The 18,986-nt window shown below is 37.7% G+C and carries 17 protein-coding genes; 13 read left to right on the top strand and 4 right to left on the bottom strand.

The features are described 5' to 3' along the window. Positions 1-219: 219 nt before the first annotated feature. Positions 220-600 (bottom strand): hypothetical protein, encoded by a 381-nt coding sequence (locus HCG69_RS00870; RefSeq protein WP_255585232.1) that lies wholly within the window; start codon positions 598-600, stop codon positions 220-222. A 281-nt stretch (positions 601-881) separates the two neighbouring features. On the opposite strand from HCG69_RS00870, the gene HCG69_RS00865 reads away from it, so the two are divergent. The 3 genes from HCG69_RS00865 (at position 882) to HCG69_RS00855 (ending at position 3,815) form a co-directional block, all read left to right on the top strand. Next, a complete protein-coding gene (locus HCG69_RS00865) occupies positions 882-2,363 on the top strand; it encodes a tetratricopeptide repeat protein (protein WP_025866703.1) in 1,482 nt (493 codons plus the stop codon). A gap of 124 nt (positions 2,364-2,487) precedes the next feature. Further along, complete coding sequence (locus HCG69_RS00860) at positions 2,488-2,847, top strand: DUF3244 domain-containing protein (protein ID WP_025866702.1); 360 nt, start codon at positions 2,488-2,490, stop codon at positions 2,845-2,847. A 323-nt stretch (positions 2,848-3,170) separates the two neighbouring features. Then, complete coding sequence (locus HCG69_RS00855; protein WP_221648448.1) at positions 3,171-3,815, top strand: hypothetical protein; 645 nt, start codon at positions 3,171-3,173, stop codon at positions 3,813-3,815. A gap of 216 nt (positions 3,816-4,031) precedes the next feature. Here the strand turns inward: HCG69_RS00855 and HCG69_RS00850 are convergent, their stop codons facing one another. Then, on the bottom strand, positions 4,032-4,661 hold the full coding sequence (locus HCG69_RS00850; protein WP_221648447.1) for a hypothetical protein: 630 nt from the start codon (positions 4,659-4,661) through the stop codon (positions 4,032-4,034). A gap of 111 nt (positions 4,662-4,772) precedes the next feature. Between HCG69_RS00850 and HCG69_RS00845 the strand changes: the two genes are divergently transcribed. Further along, positions 4,773-5,450 (top strand): hypothetical protein, encoded by a 678-nt coding sequence (locus HCG69_RS00845; protein ID WP_044157887.1) that lies wholly within the window; start codon positions 4,773-4,775, stop codon positions 5,448-5,450. A 254-nt stretch (positions 5,451-5,704) separates the two neighbouring features. Here HCG69_RS00845 and HCG69_RS00840 read toward each other — a convergent pair whose 3' ends face one another. Next, positions 5,705-6,649: a porin family protein gene (locus tag HCG69_RS00840; protein ID WP_221648446.1), complete on the bottom strand. Its 945-nt coding sequence runs from the start codon at positions 6,647-6,649 to the stop codon at positions 5,705-5,707. Positions 6,650-6,960: 311 nt separating this feature from the next. Between HCG69_RS00840 and mnmG the strand changes: the two genes are divergently transcribed. From mnmG to HCG69_RS00805, 7 genes are all read left to right on the top strand, one after another. Further along, the gene (gene mnmG, locus HCG69_RS00835; protein WP_221648445.1) at positions 6,961-8,835 is read left to right on the top strand and encodes a tRNA uridine-5-carboxymethylaminomethyl(34) synthesis enzyme MnmG; all 1,875 of its coding nucleotides are present in this window, start codon (positions 6,961-6,963) and stop codon (positions 8,833-8,835) included. 50 nt (positions 8,836-8,885) lie between these two features. Continuing rightward, the gene (locus tag HCG69_RS00830) at positions 8,886-9,416 is read left to right on the top strand and encodes an adenine phosphoribosyltransferase (protein WP_221648444.1); all 531 of its coding nucleotides are present in this window, start codon (positions 8,886-8,888) and stop codon (positions 9,414-9,416) included. A gap of 51 nt (positions 9,417-9,467) precedes the next feature. Continuing rightward, positions 9,468-11,288, top strand: coding sequence for an excinuclease ABC subunit UvrC (gene uvrC, locus HCG69_RS00825; protein ID WP_221648443.1), 1,821 nt, complete (start codon positions 9,468-9,470; stop codon positions 11,286-11,288). A 147-nt stretch (positions 11,289-11,435) separates the two neighbouring features. Continuing rightward, positions 11,436-11,888: a D-aminoacyl-tRNA deacylase gene (gene dtd / locus HCG69_RS00820; protein WP_221648442.1), complete on the top strand. Its 453-nt coding sequence runs from the start codon at positions 11,436-11,438 to the stop codon at positions 11,886-11,888. Beyond that, on the top strand, positions 11,888-12,226 hold the full coding sequence (locus tag HCG69_RS00815; protein ID WP_221648441.1) for a nucleotide pyrophosphohydrolase: 339 nt from the start codon (positions 11,888-11,890) through the stop codon (positions 12,224-12,226). The genes dtd and HCG69_RS00815 overlap by 1 nt, the downstream gene beginning before the upstream one ends. Continuing rightward, positions 12,213-13,115 (top strand): deoxyribose-phosphate aldolase, encoded by a 903-nt coding sequence (deoC, locus tag HCG69_RS00810; protein WP_221648440.1) that lies wholly within the window; start codon positions 12,213-12,215, stop codon positions 13,113-13,115. The genes HCG69_RS00815 and deoC overlap by 14 nt, the downstream gene beginning before the upstream one ends. Before the next feature lie 464 nt (positions 13,116-13,579). Beyond that, a complete protein-coding gene (locus tag HCG69_RS00805; RefSeq protein WP_221648439.1) occupies positions 13,580-14,299 on the top strand; it encodes a DUF1266 domain-containing protein in 720 nt (239 codons plus the stop codon). On the opposite strand, the gene HCG69_RS00800 is transcribed toward HCG69_RS00805, so the two are convergent. Continuing rightward, positions 14,275-15,249, bottom strand: coding sequence for a polyprenyl synthetase family protein (locus HCG69_RS00800; protein ID WP_221648438.1), 975 nt, complete (start codon positions 15,247-15,249; stop codon positions 14,275-14,277). The genes HCG69_RS00805 and HCG69_RS00800 overlap by 25 nt on opposite strands. An 87-nt stretch (positions 15,250-15,336) precedes the next feature. Between HCG69_RS00800 and polA the strand changes: the two genes are divergently transcribed. Next, a complete protein-coding gene (polA, locus tag HCG69_RS00795) occupies positions 15,337-18,144 on the top strand; it encodes a DNA polymerase I (protein WP_221648437.1) in 2,808 nt (935 codons plus the stop codon). A 299-nt stretch (positions 18,145-18,443) separates the two neighbouring features. Beyond that, the gene (locus HCG69_RS00790) at positions 18,444-18,839 is read left to right on the top strand and encodes a DUF3836 domain-containing protein (RefSeq protein ID WP_221648436.1); all 396 of its coding nucleotides are present in this window, start codon (positions 18,444-18,446) and stop codon (positions 18,837-18,839) included. Positions 18,840-18,986 lie beyond the last annotated feature (147 nt).

Below are 18,986 nucleotides of genomic sequence, written 5' to 3'. Positions count from 1 at the left end.
CTCTACGGAGATCGACCCGAAACTCTACGGAGATCGAGTCGTTTCTCGTAGAGTTTCGGGTCGATCTCCGTAGAGAAATGAGACGAGAGTTCATAAGATTGACAATTGATACAAAAACGAGATGAACAATTTCGTTTTATTGTAACGATTTACGCCTATAATATAATCAAAAAACAAAAGAAATGGCTAAGTGATCCAATTCGGAATAACAGGCCTGTTTTAAAAATAAAACCTCAATCCGCCCAATACATTGACACGATTTATTCCGCTCTTTTCATCCTTCTTTAGTTCAACTCCGTCCCGTTTCGGCAAGTTACTTGCAATTGAACTGGCTGATACGCCAAGTCCCACATGGCTCGACAACATATATTCTAATCCCATAATGACATGTGTGCCAAATCCGGCAGTACTGTAATAGGGTTCATTATAAAGAAAAAGCCCCATGCCTACTCCGCACTTCAAAATCCATTTATCAAACTTTGTACGTAATGTAACCTCCGGTGCCAGATAAGACAATACCATATCTCCTCCCGGAAGCTCCGCTTTAAAACCAGAAGTCAGTACAAAAATATCCCCTTTGTCATCGTCGTCATACCTCATTGTCTCTCCACCCAAGGAAGCCGAGCAATTTGATACATCGTAACGGAAGTTTCCCTATGAGCCTCTTACTATCGATATTGTTTACAATATTATTCCTAACATCAATAAAAAGGAATAAAATCTTTACTATCTTTGCTTCCAAAGCGTAACAACAGCTACCAGGCCGTAATATTAAATAGGTTGACAGTATAGTACTATCTATACATGCCATGATAGTCCATTTATACTATCTCTCAAATAAGATAAAGCAAGAAAAACAGATTGTAGAAATATAAAGAAACATGAACAGAACCACTAAACCAATTGCAAAATGCTTAAGCATTCTATTATTAATCACCTTATTTGCTTGTCACACGAATAAAGAATCGGCCATTGAGTTGTTTGAATACGGAAGGATTATGGAAGAAAGAATGCAACCTGATTCTGCGGTAGTTATGTATCAGAGAGCTATAAAGCAATCCATGGCCTCCAAAGATACAAAGCTAATTGGATTAATTTATAATCAACTGGGAGACTTATATCTGTCCCATTATCTATTTAATAAATCTCTTTTATCGTATCAGTCAGGGTTAAAATATAACCAATTATTCCTTGACAAAATTAATGCATCCAAATCTTTAAGAGGAATAGGGAAGAGTTATACATATCGTTCCATGCCCGATTCCGGTCTAATTTATCTATCTCAAGCCTTGCAACTATCCGAATCAATAAATGATAAAGAAGAAGTTGTTCGTATCCATAATAATATATCGAATGCTTACTTTGAACTGGAACAGTTTGATGAAGCGTTAAAACACAACATCCAAGCATTAAATATGACTAAAGATAGTACAAGCAAATATATTAATAGTTTTGCAAGAGCTGATATTATGTATCAATTACAGAAATATGATTCTGCACAATATTATTACACCATTAGTACTCAGTGCAAGAATCTTAACACCCAGGCTGGTAGTTATTATATGCTCTATGAGCTTTCAAAACTGTTAAACAATTCGGATACAGCATATTATCTCAGTCATTTTACAACACTTCGGGATTCAATTGAGGAAATTAGCCATCCGGATTTAATTCAATCAGCAGAGTATAGTTATTTCACTGACAACATTATCACGGAGCAAAAGAATAATCTAATATTTTGGATAGGCTTTGTTTTGTTTCTTTCATCTGTCGTGTTCTTAGTAACAATATCTATGCACAAAATAAAACTCAGAAATATTGAAAAAAACAGAAGAGAGGAAATAAAAAAATTAGTTAAAGAAATGAATAGGCTACACCGGAAGTTAGCCATACACATTAAAGAAAAGGAAAAGCAAACAGCGAAACTCTCACAAGTCGAAACAATGCAAAAGTTATCATTAATACAAAACAGAATTATTGATGAGATGAAAAAATATGCTACCGGATGCAACGAAAGTTTTGTGAAATCGAAATTCTGTGTCGAAATGAGAATACATTTCAAAAAATATCCTTCATTACTAACGGCTAAAGAACAAAAGAAGTTTTCAGAAGTAGTAAATACAAAATATCATGTATTCATTCAATATTTACAGGCATTTACTGATATGCCAGAAGATGATTGTCTTTTTTGTTGTTTAGCCTTGGCGCAATTTACAACTAAAGAATGCGCATTTATTCGCGGCGTCACAAATGACGCAATTCGTTCTCAAAAGACTCGGATAAAGAAAAGATTAGCAGACTCTTTTGCCTCAATAGAATTATTTGAGTTCATTTTTTCTTCAAAAATAAAAATGAATTGCTGATTTAACACAATATTTAGCTCTACATCATTGATGATCTGCAATTTACACAAAATTCACTTCGCACATCATTTAATTGTCCATACTTGAACATCGCGTTATATTTGCATCATAATAACTAAGAAACATGAGAAAAATTATTTTCATTATTACACTGGCTGTAAATGTAAGCATTCTAATGCAGGCTCAGCCAAGAGTACCGACAAGAGTAATCATCTTAACAGGTAAAGGACAACTTACTTCTCAAAACGTTGAAGTGCAAATGGATTGGAGAGGTGTTTTATTAACAAGGTTTAATCAGCCGTTAGAAAATGCTACTATTGAGATTGTGAATGCAGATGGAAAAGTTACCTATCAGCAAGACATTGATGCTAAAACTGATGATGCTATTTCTATTGAATTATCTCCCAACAAACCGGGCAAATACACCATTGAAATTATTTCTCCTCAAGGTACATTGGAAGGAGAATTTTATCTGTACAATTAATCACAAGCCCTCGCTTAATTAGTTTATACTATTGAATTTAGAAAAACCTTATAAACAAAGAAGTTGCAAAATAGAAATAATATAAACAATTTAGGGTGACGGTAAAGTGTTACTAATATGTAAATAAAACATAACAAAATCACAAATGAAATCATCAGCTATAGTCACATCTATAGAGACATTTTCAACATAAAACCACTATGTTATTCTTTACATATTACATAGTTGACACATGAGATAAAATATTGATTATGAAAAATAATACCACATTTTAAAGCGAATTATTATAGAATATAAGTTTTTTAACACTAAAATTTATTATTATGAAATGTACATTATTACTTGCTGGCTTATTGTATTTTGTAAGCAGCTGCTCACAGGATGAGAAAGTGAATACTGATCCTCCACAACCCAAGAGTGAAATTTCTGAAATGTCCGACGAAGAACTTGAAGCCTATGCGGAATCAATAGGAGCAATAACAATGGACTCATTAATGTCATGGATTAAGACATATGAAGCAGAACATCCAATTAAAGAAGAAGTTGAACATCGGAATAGGTTGTCCGAGCTTCCTCAGACTCGGGCTCAGGAAAGTGAAATTATATATGTTTATGGATATTCTTCGAAATCTGATGAGCCCATCCCTCCCAAAAACAGAAAAACTATTATTCGAAATTCTCCTACAGGAATGGCGGATGGTGTCTATTTTTGCAATTTATACAATGTAACAAAGATGGTGTATCTCCCAGAAGGTGCTTTGGGAGTAGGTCTGCCTTCGCCAAACTGTGGATTAGATCCAAATGCAATAGGCGGCGGTAGCCGAGGGTTTTCATTCAGTCAAACAGGTAATAAGTTTTATATGCGAACAATTGGGTATGTGATTGAATATGACATTACAGGAATAAACTGGGGACGTTGGGATCCGCCTTTGAACAGCCTGGAATATAGATATAAGTACTTTTATTAACATACAAATATCATATGCTTAAACATTTCATCTTAACTATTAGATGTTTAATTATATGACATAGTAGGTGGGGTATAATTATCTTAATAATATAGAGCTCTAGATAATTCTTCCATGAGAGTTCAGGGTCTATAGCACAAGATTCTATTGTTAGAAACTAATTTAGCTCACCTACTTATGTAAATTCAATTAAAAGCTTTATGCTTTGGAGTATATTTATAATTTATACCCTAAAGATGCTCCGATATTAAAAGTCCGATTATTCCCAAACATTTTATTGGTACTACTATTTTTAAATGTCTTCGTAAATGTCGGAAGGTAATCACAATATATACCCAACTGAAAAGGAAAAAGATCGTAATAAAATCCTGTAGTGCATTTTAGCCCGATTGAAATTTTATTAATATGCGGAATATTGGGTTCAACAAGCTCGTGTATTGATGCATTGTTAAAATCAACCCCATCTTTCATATTTATGTCAAATCGAGGGCCTATACCGCAATAAAATATTGATTTTCTCAATTGAGCTTTCAAATTGAAGGTAGTGTTTACTGTTATGCAATCTATATATAGCGTTTCCACTCCACTACTACTGAAATATTCCTCTACAAGGCCTAATGTTACCTTTCCTCCTTTTCTAAAATATCCGACATTGCTTGATAAAAAACAGAAACCTTTATCAAAATAATCTAAACCAATAGACAGTTGGAAATGATTTGCTCTTTCTTCGTACATAGTTTTTTTTGTAGAAGAAAATGAAACTCCGCTCTCTATCTTTAACCTTTGAGTTAAAGCATTTTGAGCAAGAACTATCAGAAAAAATAACACCAATAAATATTTAAACATAATATTTGAATTTGATTTAATTAATTAACGTAAACAAAATATTTTTATTACATTTATTCGGTATTTTTTTACAATAAATATCAATAATATTTTTAGAATAATAAAATGAACATGAAAACAAAAAACTATCTACTATTGTTATTTGGCATTACTTCTATATTATTTATTAACTGTTCTAATGAAGAAGAGATTACAGGTATTAATACCATGCAAGATGTTGATTTCTCACGCATGTCTGATGAAGAACTTAATATTTATGCAGAATCTGTAAAAGCTATAACGATGGACTCGCTTTGTTCATTGATTAGAACCTATGAAAAGGAAAATCCGAACTTGATGGAAATCGAGCATCAAAAGAAGATTGATAAATATAAAAGCACGCATCCTGCTACCAAGGACATGCCACCTTTGCCACCATATAAGTTTTTCTATGGATATAGTAGCTATGAATTGCTTCAAAGTAAAGTCAAGGTGCTTTTGAGGAATTCTCCGACTAACATTGGTACTGGAATTTATTTTGTTGATTTATACAATGTAACCAAGATTGTATATATGTATATTGATGGTTTATATATGGTTCCTCTCCCTTCACCAAGTTGCGGTTTTGACCCTAATGCAATCGGTAAAGGAGAAAGAGGCTTTACTGTTAGCCAAAATGGACGACAATGTACTATGCGAACAGTTGGATACCAAGTGTTATATCACGCTACAGGTGGAGGTGTTTACAAATTCGACCCCCCTCTGGACGAGCTAGAGTACAGGTATAAAATTTTGGATTTTAACAATTAGTATAAGGCGCATGTGTCAGGTATAACACATGCGCCTACCACAATAAAAACCTTTGCAATTAAATTTTATTATGTTTTTAAACATGAGATAGGGACGAAGAGTTTATTTAGCTCAAATGACTACTCCCCCATATGGAAAATATAAAGAAAAATGTTCTTAATCTATCATCAGGTTTCACATACTATTCAATAACTGTATGTTTGTTTACCGGATCAAACAATTAAATAAATCTATATTGAGGCAACAGGCCTGTTTTAAAAATAAAACCTCAATCCGCCCAATACATTGACACGATTTATTCCGCTCTTTTCATCCTTCTTTAGTTCAACTCCGTCCCGTTTCGGCAAGTTACTTGCAATTGAACTGGCTGATACGCCAAGTCCCACATGGCCCGACAACATATATTCTAATCCCATAATGACATGTGTGCCAAATCCGGCAGTACTGTAATAGGGTTCATTATAAAGAAAAAGCCCCATGCCTACTCCGCACTTCAAAATCCATTTATCAAACTTTGTACGTAATGTAACCTCCGGTGCCAGATAAGACAATACCATATCTCCTCCCGGAAGCTCCGCTTTAAAACCAGAATATTGCATACCTACTCCCCACCCGGAAGTCCATATATGTTCATAGCCAAGCTTCCACTCTAAACCGCTCTTACTCCCCAAAGACACATTATTAGCATCATAGATTTTACTGCTTATCCAACCATACCCCAAGCTAACTTCAAAGGTATTAGCAGGTGCCGGACCCCTCCGCTCAGGTCGCTTCTTGTCTCTGGCCACTACGAAGTTCATATCGATGGCATACTGTACAGGATTTGCCCTCAATGTATCCACCACATTATCTTTCAGGTAAAGCATCAATCCGGATATCTGATGGCACGAACTTCTCCAGAAAGACGGATCCTCATGCCAGGTTATAGCAAAACCATTTCCACCGGCTTTACCAACAGCCTCCTGTGCAAGATGAACGACCTCATCATACCGGCATTTCGTAGCCGTACCAGGATCTATAACAGAAACACGTCCAATGGCTTCGGCAGTGTTGGGCACTATCTCTCCCAATTCAAAGACCCGAACAGAATCGGCCGGAACTGGATTGGGATAAGTTTTTATCAGATTTGTCACGACTTTGGGTGAACAGGAAGCTAAAAGTAGCAATACGGAAATTGAAAATAGATTAATAAGTTTCATAAAGCTTTGTATTATTAAGTTTGTTTTAATGTATGAGTTTTGCCATCTGTCTGCAATATTCGAGCAACATCTTCTTTTATACACAGAAAATAATGATTCCTTATTTCAATGTCTCTGCATCCCATATTACTCCAATGACAAAGATAAACACATTTTTTAATTAAAATACAATAAAGGAGTGCGTAATAGGGTTCAAATATCTATTTTACTGCCAAAAAGGAGAGCTTTTTAATCACGTAGCCAGACAATATACACCAAATAGCAGAACTTTTTTCGTAACTTTGCACCGTTTGCAAATAAGGATTGAACAAATGGATTTTAGGTATGATGTTATTGTAATTGGTGCCGGACATGCAGGCTGTGAAGCGGCTGCCGCTTCGGCCAATCTGGGTTCAAAGACTTGTCTGATCACGATGGATATGAATAAAATCGGGCAGATGAGTTGTAATCCGGCTATAGGTGGTATTGCCAAAGGACAAATTGTACGCGAAATAGATGCACTTGGTGGACAAATGGGGCTGATAACAGATAAAACAGCTATCCAGTTTCGCATACTAAACCGGTCGAAAGGGCCGGCAATGTGGAGTCCACGCGCACAATGTGACCGCAATAAGTTTATAGGAGCATGGAGAGAAGTATTGGAAAATACTCCCAATCTGCATATCTGGCAAGATACAGTGAAAGAATTACTCGTTGAAAACGGCGAAGTAACAGGGTTAATTACCATGTGGGGGGTCACTTTTCATGCGAAATGTATCGTACTCACAGCCGGAACTTTCCTCAATGGATTGATGCATGTAGGTAAAAATATGCTTCCCGGAGGTCGTATGGCAGAACCTGCATCTTACGAATTAACCGAATCCATCGCACGCCATGGAATCAGTTACGGACGGATGAAAACAGGCACCCCTGTACGAATAGACGGACGAAGTGTACACTATGAATTAATGGACACACAGGATGGAGAAGCCGACTTTCATAAATTCTCATTTATGGATACAAATGTACGCCATCTTAAACAACTGCAATGCTGGACCTGCTTTACCAATCCGGAAGTGCACAACATTCTTCGTGAAGGATTATCAGAATCCCCCCTTTTCAACGGACAAATTCAAAGTATAGGACCGCGTTATTGCCCTAGCATAGAAACCAAGATTGTTACCTTCCCGGATAAAGAACAGCACCAGTTATTTCTGGAGCCAGAAGGAGAAACCACACAAGAATTGTATCTGAATGGTTTTTCATCTTCATTGCCTATGAACATACAGATCGAAGCTCTGAAAAAAGTTCCGGCATTTAAAGATCTGGTTATATACCGTCCCGGGTATGCGATTGAATACGATTTCTTTGACCCAACCCAATTAAAACATACGTTGGAATCGAAGATAATTAAGAATTTATTCTTTGCCGGACAAGTAAACGGAACTACCGGATACGAAGAAGCAGGTGGCCAAGGTATCATTGCCGGCATCAATGCACACATTAACTGCCAAGGTGGAGAACCATTTACACTGGCACGCGATGAAGCATATATTGGCGTATTAATCGATGACCTCGTTACCAAAGGAGTAGATGAGCCCTATCGTATGTTCACTTCCCGTGCAGAATACCGTATTCTTCTTCGCATGGACGATGCTGATATGCGTCTTACAGAAAAAGCCTGGAAATTAGGACTCGTCAAAGAAGATAGATATACTCTGCTGAAAAAGAAACGCGAAGCAGTGGAACGTATTATATCTTTTGCACGAAACTATTCGATAAAAGCGGCTCTTATTAATGATTCTCTTGAGAAATTAGGTACTACCCCGCTGCGTCATGGGTGTAAGTTAATTGATCTGATTAATCGTCCGCAGATAACAATAGAAAACATCGCAGAACATGTGCCGGCATTCAAACGTATACTTGACGAGATCACGGAGAGAAAAGAAGAAATTATTGAAGCCGCGGAAATTCTTATTAAATACGAAGGCTATATCGGACGAGAGCGTATCATTGCAGACAAACTGGCCCGATTGGAAAGCATCAAGATCAAAGGCAAGTTTGATTATAATTCTATCCAATCGCTTTCAACGGAAGCACGCCAAAAGCTAGCAAAAATAGATCCGGAAACAATCGCTCAAGCAAGTCGAATTCCAGGAGTATCGCCAAGTGACATCAACGTATTGCTGGTGCTTTCGGGAAGATAAGAACATGCGTTTCACGTGAAACAAAACATTTAAGAAAACGAAATAAACCCATGATTATGAGCAAAGAAAGGCTTATCAAAAGCATCCGGGAAATACCCGATTTCCCCATACCGGGAATTCTTTTTTATGACGTAACCACTCTATTCAAAGATGCTGCATGCCTGCAGGAACTTTCTGACGTAATGTATGAGATGTACAAAGACAAAGGCATCACAAAAGTAGTAGGTATTGAATCAAGAGGATTCATAATGGGCCCGATTCTTGCGACCCGTTTAAACGCAGGATTCATCCCTATACGTAAACCCGGTAAACTTCCGGCAGAAACCATCGAAGAGAGTTACGATAAAGAGTACGGAAAGGATACTGTGCAGATACACAAAGATGCACTCGATGAAAACGATGTAGTATTGCTACATGACGATTTATTGGCAACAGGAGGAACAATGAAAGCAGCTTGCGAGCTCGTAAAGAAACTAAAGCCAAAGAAAGTATATATAAACTTTATCATCGAACTAAAAGAGCTGAACGGTAAAGCAGTGTTTGGAGATGAGGTAGAAGTAGAATCCGTATTGTCTTTATAGATATAAATGTTATATTTGCAGGGCGTAGTTATTTTACTACGCCTTCTTTATATGGAAACAAACCAGGAACTGAAAACCAACGAATACTTGAAAGGGATTGTATCTAACCTCCCTGAAGGCCCCGGCATTTATCAATATCTGAATGCCGAAGGTACCATTATATACGTAGGAAAGGCCAAAAACTTAAAAAGAAGAGTATATTCCTACTTCAGCAAAGATCATGAGCCGGGGAAAACCAGAGTACTCGTCAGCAAAATCGCAGATATACGTTATATTGTCGTCAACTCTGAAGAAGATGCCCTGTTATTAGAAAACAACCTTATAAAAAAATATAAGCCGCGATATAATGTTCTGCTGAAAGACGATAAAACATACCCGTCTATTTGTGTACAAAATGAATATTTTCCACGAATATTCAAAACACGCAAGATCATTCGTAACGGTTCTTCGTATTATGGACCATACAGTCATGTACCATCCATGAATGCAGTGTTAGACCTAATAAAACATCTATATCCACTACGAACATGCAGCTTGAACTTGTCACCGGAAAACATACGCGCAGGCAAATTCAACGTTTGCCTTGAATACCATATAAAGAATTGCGCCGGACCTTGCATCGGACTCCAATCACAAGAGGAATATCTAAAGAATATCGATGAAATCAAGGAAATATTAAAAGGAAACACCCAGGAAATAAGTCGTATGTTATTCCAGCAAATGCAGGAATTAGCTGCTGAAATGAAGTTTGAAGAAGCACAAAAAATAAAAGAGAAATATACACTTATAGAAAATTACCGTTCAAAATCAGAAGTAGTAAGCTCGATATTACACAATATCGACGTATTTTCTATTGAAGAAGACGAGCACAATTCAGCATTTATCAACTATCTGCACATCACAAACGGAGCTATCAATCAGGCTTTCACCTTTGAGTACAAGAAAAAGCTAAACGAAAGCAAAGAGGAGCTTCTTACACTGGGAATCATTGAAATGCGGGAACGCTACAAAAGCTTTTCACGTGAAATCATCGTCCCTTTTGAAGTAGATATGGAGTTGAATAACGTCGTTTTCACCGTGCCCCAGCGAGGGGACAAAAAGAAACTGCTGGATCTCTCATTGCTCAATGTAAAACAATACAAAGCAGACCGGATGAAACAATCAGAAAAACTAAATCCGGAACAAAGAAGCATGCGACTAATGAAGGAGATCCAACAAGAGCTGCATCTGGAAAAACCACCTCTACAAATAGAATGCTTTGACAACTCCAATATCCAGGGCTCAGACGCCGTAGCAGCCTGTGTTGTATTCAAGAAAGCAAAGCCATCGAAACAAGATTATCGAAAGTACATTATCAAAACCGTAGAAGGAGCCGATGACTACGCATCCATGAGAGAGGTCGTGAAACGGCGTTATCAGCGCGCTATAGAGGAAGATAGCCCCCTACCCGACCTCATCATTACAGACGGAGGAAAAGGGCAAATGGAGGCCGTAAGACGAGTTATGGAGGAATTACATTTAAACATCCCTATTGCAGGCCTTGCCAAAGACCGGAAACACCGTACTTCAGAGCTCTTATTCGGTTTCCCGCCTCAAACAATCGGATTAAAACAACACTCTCCACTTTTCAAATTACTGGAGCAGATACAAGATGAGGTACACCGTTTTGCTATTACTTTTCATCGTGATAAACGCAGTAAACGCCAGGTGGCTTCTGCCCTCGATACGATCAAGGGTATCGGAGACAAAACAAAAACCGCATTACTAAAAGAATTTAAGAGCGTAAAACGTATCAAAGAAGCCTCTTTAGAGGATATTAGCGCCATTATAGGCGAAAACAAAGCAAAAGTAATAAAAGAAAATCTGCAATAACAGAGACATTAAATACATTCACAGGTCATATGTCTCATTATAAATAAACGCAAAGCACATGTGATTTTACGAAAAAACTCCGTGAAACATGATTTTTCTATAGCGATTTTTGTAAATTTGCCTTTCCAATAAAACAAAAAAAGAGAAATGAGAGTAGTTATACAGCGCGTCAGCCATGCCTCAGTTACCATCAACGGAAATTGCAAATCGGCCATCAAAAGAGGAATGCTTATTCTGGTAGGCATCGAAGAAGCTGATGGAACAGAAGACATCGACTGGTTGTGTAAGAAAATAATAAATCTCCGCATCTTTGATGATGAAAATGGAGTCATGAATAAATCTGTCATAGATACAAACGGCGAAATACTGGTAATAAGCCAGTTTACTCTACATGCATCTACAAAGAAAGGTAACCGTCCGTCGTATATAAAAGCAGCCAAACCAGATATTTCAATCCCACTGTATGAACAATTCTGCACAGAACTTAGTTCTCTACTTGGAAAGGAAGTAGCCACAGGTGAATTCGGAGCAGATATGAAAGTAGAATTATTGAATGATGGTCCGGTAACTATTTGTATAGATACAAAAAACAAAGAATAATGACACTGGAAGAAGCACAAAAGCAGGTTGACCTGTGGATCAAGAAGTATGGAGTACGTTACTTTAGCGAACTCACAAATATGGCCGTACTCACCGAAGAAGTAGGCGAACTGGCACGTGTAATGGCCCGTAAATATGGTGATCAATCCTTCAAAGAAGGAGAAAAAGACAATCTGGAAGACGAAATGGCAGATGTACTTTGGGTACTCCTCTGCCTGGCTAACCAGACAGGCGTAAACCTCACTGAGGCCTTTACACGCAATCTGGAAAAGAAAACCAAAAGAGATAAGAAAAGACATATAAACAACCCCAAACTGAGTGACCATGGAACAGAATGACAGCCATCTGACTAAGTATGAAGCCGCATTGGCAAAGTACAATACAAACCTGAGCGACGCTGATGTACAAGCCCGGGTAGCTTCAATTATCGAAAACAAAGTAGCGGAAAACAACACAGAAGAGGTAAAAAAACTCCTTTTCAACTGTATTGATCTCACTACCCTCAACAGTACGGATAGTGACGAAAGCGTTATGAAATTTACTGAAAAGGTAAACAAGTTTGACGATGAATTTCCCGATTTAAAGAATGTAGCAGCAATTTGTGTATATCCCAACTTTGCAGAGGTAGTAAAAAACACATTAGATGTTGACGGCATTAATATTGCTTGTGTATCAGCAGGATTCCCGTCGTCACAAACGTTTATTGAGGTAAAAATAGCAGAGACAGCCATGGCACTGATGGAAGGTGCAGACGAAATAGACATTGTTATTTCTATCGGTAAATTCCTGAGTGGAGATTATGAAACAATGTGTGAAGAAATACAAGAGTTAAAAGACACTTGTAAAGAACGCCACCTGAAAGTAATTCTTGAAACCGGAGCACTGAAAACTGCTTCGAACATTAAAAAAGCCTCCATTCTATCAATGTACTCCGGAGCAGATTTTATCAAAACATCCACAGGAAAACAGCAACCGGCAGCCACTCCGGAAGCAGCTTACGTGATGTGCGAAGCCATTAAAGAGTATTACGAAAAGACCGGAAACAAAATTGGATTTAAACCTGCCGGAGGCATTAATACGGTAAATGATGCATTGATTTACTACACAATAGTAAAAGAGATTTTGGGAGAAGAATGGCTTAACAATAAGCTTTTCCGAGTGGGTACCAGCCGATTAGCAAACCTATTACTTTCTGACATTAAAGGCGAAGATATAAAATTCTTCTAATTCAAATAATCCGTGAGGATATGCCAAAGAGGCTTTGTGTTTTTTAAATAAAACATCAGATCCCCCCTTTTGTATATCCTCATTTATTATTCAAATATTTCCATCCGGTTAACCTTAGCACGAATATCATATCTATAATTAAGAAAAACTAAACTTCCTTACTTTAAGATACTCATTTTTTTACTATCTTTGCCGAGTATTAGCCCATAGAGAAAAGGCTAATAAACTGTATTAGAGAACGTTTCATTTATTATCTTTTCCTGGAATTCGGCAAAATTCATGTTATGAAAGGTAATAGGCAAACGGGTCTCACGCACCTTCACGTATATACTCTTGTTATATATCGAATGGAGCGTGAGACTGTTGCTTGTATCGTCATAACGGCTTGCCGAAGCCCCAGGAAAGATACAGAGCAACAGTTCTCACGCTTTTCGGTTAACAAAGAATTAAAAAAAAACAAGGGTATGAAACAAAGCAGTATTTCATTACGGTTCAGCCGGAACGGAAAAGGCAATGCCTTATTAGCCAACAAAGAGCAAAGCCTGCTCATTGGACTTATTTCCAGTATACAAACAGGTCTTTTCGTGGATAGTCTGGAGACCGGCATGAGTAAAGATAAAGTCCGCCAGCTACTGGCAGAAATACCTCAACTCAAGCAAGAATCCTTCATTACAGAAATGCTGACTCTCCTCAAAAATGAAGGAGAACGTACTACATATTCCATCCTTTTACCTTATCTCCTGTCATCAGACAATGAAGAAGAGACAGAAACCATCCTCCGCAAGCGTTTTTTCGGCATAGAATCGTTTATACAGCGCGCTCATCATCTGCACTGGTTTATGAAGTATATACGCGAGAAAAACATCGTATCCATCGAAAAAGAAGATTTCGAACGAGGTATTCTGGCATGGGACATGGGGGAACTAATCACCTTAACACGTATGGCATTCGAAACAGGATATATTGATGAGCAGACTGCATGGGAATATATCAGATTTGCCGGTGAAAAATGTCAACAGATATTTAAAAATTGGGAAGAGATAGGTAAGAGTTACCTCATCGGACAGGCTATGAAAACGAATAAAAAAGAAGAAATAGACAACACAATCATAAGCTTCCTCTCAGCCACACAGAATGCAGAGAGTCCATGGAAAAAGTATTATTTATCTCTGTCAACTACATAATCAAGGTAAGCCTCAAGTGCAGTACATACATCAGAAGGGGGAAGCGAATGAAGCAAGTCAAGCGCTTTACCCTTATATAGCTCCATCATTTCAACAGCATACTCAATTCCTCCATTACACTTGGTAAAATCAACTAAACGCCCGATTTCATCAGGAGTAGCAACTCCTTCTTTGACTTTGACAGCCAGCTCTTGCGCCCAGGCACTATTTGTAGAATTCAGAGCATAAAGGACAGGTAATGTCAATTTGCCTTCCAGCATATCATTTCCTGTTGGTTTACCTATCTCTTTACTTTCAAAGTAATCAAAAATATCATCCTTTATTTGGAAGCAGATGCCAATATATTCACCAAATAAACGCGAAAATTCCGCCTCTTCATCGCTTGCATTAACAGAAAGCGCAGCCGATTTAGTACAAGCAGCAAAAAGGGCTGCCGTTTTCTTACGAATAACATCAAAATAGATTTCCTCGGAAAAATGAGGATTACTTACATTGGAAAGTTGTAACAATTCTCCATCGGCAAGATCCTGACCTAAGCAAGATACAACATTAATAATTTCGTGACTCATCGTCTTTCCGGCATGCACAAGGCTTGTAGCCAACAAAAAATCACCAGCCAATACCGCCACTTTATTATTAAAAACGGCATTAACAGAAAGCTGTCCACGACGTTCTGTACTTTCATCAACTACATCATCGTGTACTAAACTGGCTGTATGAAGAAGCTCTAAAGAAACAGCAGCATGAAAAGTAGCAGGGCGTATAGCACCGTATAAACGTGCCACGAGGAGTACCAGGATAGGACGCATCATCTTCCCGTTTCTCCGCCGAATATGAGCAATCACATTATTTAGCAGGAAATTTGAACTGGAAAGAGAACTATCAAATAGTTTTTTGAAATCTTCCAGTTCCGTATTTATCGGAGACTTTATAAGAGACGAGCTATCCATATAATAACACTATTTGAGCACAAAAGTAATAATAAAACGGTTAATACCGTATTTTTTTGTACTTTTACCATGAAAAATTAGATAAATATGGACCAAAACAGTAAACTTTTCTTTTTAGACGCTTACGCACTTATATATCGGGCGTATTATGCCTTTATCAAAAATCCACGGATCAACTCCAAAGGTTTCAATACTTCAGCCATTCTCGGCTTTGTAAATACATTGGAAGATGTACTGAAAAAAGAAAACCCTACACATATCGGAGTTGCTTTCGATCCTTCGGGTCCTACTTTCCGGCACGAAGCCTACGAGCAATATAAAGCACAGCGCGAAGAAACTCCGGAAGCGATCCGCCTTTCCGTACCTATCATAAAAGATATCATTCGTGCTTATCGTATCCCTATCCTTGAAGTAGCGGGCTATGAAGCAGACGACGTTATCGGAACACTGGCAACCAAAGCCGGACAACAGGGGATCACAACCTATATGATGACACCTGACAAGGACTACGGCCAACTGGTAACAGAACACGTATTCATGTACCGTCCCAAGTATGGCGACAAAGAATTTGAGGTTATGGGTATAGAACAAGTCAAAGCGAAGTTCGATATTCAGTCACCTTCACAGGTTATTGATATGTTGGGGCTCATGGGTGATGCTTCAGATAACATTCCCGGATGTCCAGGTGTCGGAGAGAAAACAGCGCAAAAGTTAATTGCTGAATTTGGTAACATCGAAAATCTACTTGAACATACCGACCAATTAAAAGGAGCACTCAAAACAAAAGTAGAAACAAACCGGGAAATGATAACCTTCTCCAAATTCCTGGCAACCATAAAAACAGATGTACCTATCGAACTTGACATGAATGCATTGGTACGGGAACAGCCGGATGAAGAAGCACTTCGAAAAATTTTTGAAGAGCTGGAATTTCGTACACTAATGGAGAGAATCTTCAAAAAAGAGAGTCAGCCTCTCCCCTCTTCTGCAGGTCCGCTTTTTACACAAGAAAGTGGCCCAATTCAAGGCGATTTATTTGCAGAAATTACGCCCAACGGACCGATTGAAGAAAAAAAATCGAATCTAGACACATTAAAAACACTCAATGTCGACTATCAACTAATTGATAATAAGGAGAAAAGGAACAAAATTATTCAAAAGTTACTTACAACTAAAATTCTTGCGTTAGATACAGAAACAACTGGGACTGACCCAATGGAAGCCGAGTTGGTAGGAATGAGCTTCAGCGTTACCGAAAATCAGGGATTTTATATACCAATCCCTGCAGATCGGGAAGAAGCGTTAAAAATCGTAAATGAATTTAAAGAAATATTCGAAAACGAAAAATCGTTAAAAGTCGGGCAAAACATCAAATATGATATGATCGTTCTCCAAAATTACGGAGTTGAAGTAAAAGGTCCTCTTTTCGATACAATGGTAGCACATTATGTTCTTCAACCCGAACTTCGTCACGGAATGGATTATCTGGCGGAAATTTATCTGCATTATCAAACAATCCACATCGAAGAACTTATCGGACCGAAAGGAAAGAATCAGAAGAATATGCGTGATCTTGCCCCCGAAGCTATTTATCAATACGCCTGTGAAGATGCGGATGTTACACTGAAACTAAAGAATATATTAGAAAAAGAATTGAAAGAGAACGGTGCTGAGCAATTATTCTATGAAATAGAAATGCCTCTGGTACCTGTATTGGTAAATATCGAAAGCAATGGAGTACTTCTGGATACAGAAGCGCTCAGACAGTCTTCAAAACATTTCACAACACAAATGGAGGCTATTGAACAAGAGATTTATCAGTTGGCAGGCGAAGAATTCAATATCGCTTCACCCAAACAGGTAGGTGAGGTATTATTTGATAAACTCAAAATTATCGATAAAGCAAAGAAGACCAAGACCGGCCAATATGTTACATCAGAAGAGGTACTCGAAAGCCTGCGTCACAAACATCCTGTAGTAGAAAAAATTCTGGAACATCGTGGACTAAAGAAACTGTTAAGTACCTATATCGACGCTCTTCCTCTGTTAATAAACCCACGTACAGGCCGTGTACACACCTCTTTTAACCAAACGGTAACAGCGACCGGACGCCTTAGCTCCAGCAATCCGAATTTACAAAACATCCCCATCCGGGATGAAAATGGAAAAGAGATACGCAAAGCATTCATTCCTGACGAAGGTTCTCTTTTCTTCTCTGCCGACTATTCACAAATAGAGCTACGAATTATGGCGCACCTGAGCGAAGATAAAAATATGATAGACGCATTCCTAAGCGGTTATGATATTCACGCAGCTACAGCAGCCAAAGTATATAAAACCGATATAAAAGAGGTAAATCCGGATATGCGCCGTAAAGCTAAAACTGCCAATTTTGGTATCATTTATGGTATCTCTGTCTTCGGTCTGGCTGAACGAATGAATGTAGATCGTAAAGAGGCTAAAGAGCTCATAGACGGCTATTTTGAAACCTATCCCCAGGTAAAGGCTTATATGGATAAAAGTATTGAGGTAGCACGCGAAAAAGGCTATGTAGAAACTATTTTTCACAGGAAACGCTTCTTACCGGACATCAATTCACGCAACGCTGTAGTACGCGGATATGCTGAACGCAATGCTATTAATGCTCCGATCCAGGGAAGTGCAGCCGACATCATCAAAGTTGCAATGGCTCGTATCTACGAACGCTTCAAACGTGAAGGATTAAAAGCAAAAATGATATTACAAGTACACGATGAATTGAATTTCAGTGTTCCGGTAGAGGAAAAAGAACAAGTGGAACAAGTTGTCATTGAAGAAATGGAGAAAGCTTACCGGATGCATGTTCCTCTGAAAGCTGATTGTGGCTGGGGAAAAAACTGGTTAGAAGCTCATTAAAAAGACAATTATTACCTGCTGAAACATTTATAACATTAATTAACTTATCAAACAGAAAGCTGCTAAATACTTCATTAAACACGCGAACTGTTTAAACATATATCCGGCAAATAATCTGCCGGATATTTTTTTATCATTAACACCTGCAAAAAGAAAGTTATACAAGAGAACACACACTATCATTATGACAATAAATTAATTCATTTTAAGTATTAATATCCATTTAATATGTAACTTTGCAGCAAATAAAGAGATTTAATATAACATAATGATAATATAACCCTAAAAACAGTATAGTCATGAAAGTAAATGTTTCCATAAGAACAATCGCATTATCAGCAGCTCTTTTTGTAGGTAGCCTGACCGTCTCAGCTCATAATAACGACAGAAATCTCATCTACAACTCAGAAGAAAAAGACGGAGTAATGGTAGAACAAACCGTTTATAAAAAGGAAGGTGCTGCACTCGCTAACTATATGAAATACAACTATAAGTATAACGATCAAAAACGTATGACAGAAAGCGAAGCGCTCAAATGGAATGCCAGCAGCCAAAAATGGGAAAATAGCTTGCGCATTACTTATACTTATGAAGGCAAAACCGTAACTACCAATTATTACAAATGGAACAGCAAGAAGAATAGCTATATTCTTGTTCCGGAAATGACAGTTACAATGGACGATACAAATATCTGATACAAATATTCTCTCTAATTTTACACTTTACATTAATACAACAAAAGGCTGGAATTTATATTCCGGCCTTTTCTGTGCCACGTGGAACAAATCGATAAGTGCTAAGACATTACAAGAAATTTAGTATCTTTGTTTTCTCTTTATTAA

This window comes from Bacteroides sp. K03 (assembly GCF_019734355.1).
Classification (GTDB): Bacteria; Bacteroidota; Bacteroidia; order Bacteroidales; family Bacteroidaceae; genus Bacteroides; species Bacteroides nordii.
Note: the sequence above shows the minus strand (reverse complement) of the source record. Positions and strands in the feature narration are given on the sequence as shown.

What these genes read in the sequence shown, in the direction of transcription:
- HCG69_RS00865 (WP_025866703.1), top strand. Translation starts at nt 882, where the DNA reads ATGAACAGAACCACTAAACCAATTGCAAAATGCTTAAGCATTCTATTA.
- polA (WP_221648437.1), top strand. Translation starts at nt 15,337, where the DNA reads ATGGACCAAAACAGTAAACTTTTCTTTTTAGACGCTTACGCACTTATA.
- HCG69_RS00815 (WP_221648441.1), top strand. Translation starts at nt 11,888, where the DNA reads ATGACACTGGAAGAAGCACAAAAGCAGGTTGACCTGTGGATCAAGAAG.
- HCG69_RS00870 (WP_255585232.1), bottom strand. Translation starts at nt 600, where the DNA reads ATGAGGTATGACGACGATGACAAAGGGGATATTTTTGTACTGACTTCT.
- mnmG (WP_221648445.1), top strand. Translation starts at nt 6,961, where the DNA reads ATGGATTTTAGGTATGATGTTATTGTAATTGGTGCCGGACATGCAGGC.
- HCG69_RS00860 (WP_025866702.1), top strand. Translation starts at nt 2,488, where the DNA reads ATGAGAAAAATTATTTTCATTATTACACTGGCTGTAAATGTAAGCATT.
- HCG69_RS00800 (WP_221648438.1), bottom strand. Translation starts at nt 15,249, where the DNA reads ATGGATAGCTCGTCTCTTATAAAGTCTCCGATAAATACGGAACTGGAA.
- HCG69_RS00805 (WP_221648439.1), top strand. Translation starts at nt 13,580, where the DNA reads ATGAAACAAAGCAGTATTTCATTACGGTTCAGCCGGAACGGAAAAGGC.
- HCG69_RS00840 (WP_221648446.1), bottom strand. Translation starts at nt 6,649, where the DNA reads ATGAAACTTATTAATCTATTTTCAATTTCCGTATTGCTACTTTTAGCT.
- deoC (WP_221648440.1), top strand. Translation starts at nt 12,213, where the DNA reads ATGGAACAGAATGACAGCCATCTGACTAAGTATGAAGCCGCATTGGCA.
- HCG69_RS00845 (WP_044157887.1), top strand. Translation starts at nt 4,773, where the DNA reads ATGAAAACAAAAAACTATCTACTATTGTTATTTGGCATTACTTCTATA.
- HCG69_RS00850 (WP_221648447.1), bottom strand. Translation starts at nt 4,661, where the DNA reads ATGTTTAAATATTTATTGGTGTTATTTTTTCTGATAGTTCTTGCTCAA.
- HCG69_RS00855 (WP_221648448.1), top strand. Translation starts at nt 3,171, where the DNA reads ATGAAATGTACATTATTACTTGCTGGCTTATTGTATTTTGTAAGCAGC.
- HCG69_RS00830 (WP_221648444.1), top strand. Translation starts at nt 8,886, where the DNA reads ATGATTATGAGCAAAGAAAGGCTTATCAAAAGCATCCGGGAAATACCC.
- uvrC (WP_221648443.1), top strand. Translation starts at nt 9,468, where the DNA reads ATGGAAACAAACCAGGAACTGAAAACCAACGAATACTTGAAAGGGATT.
- dtd (WP_221648442.1), top strand. Translation starts at nt 11,436, where the DNA reads ATGAGAGTAGTTATACAGCGCGTCAGCCATGCCTCAGTTACCATCAAC.
- HCG69_RS00790 (WP_221648436.1), top strand. Translation starts at nt 18,444, where the DNA reads ATGAAAGTAAATGTTTCCATAAGAACAATCGCATTATCAGCAGCTCTT.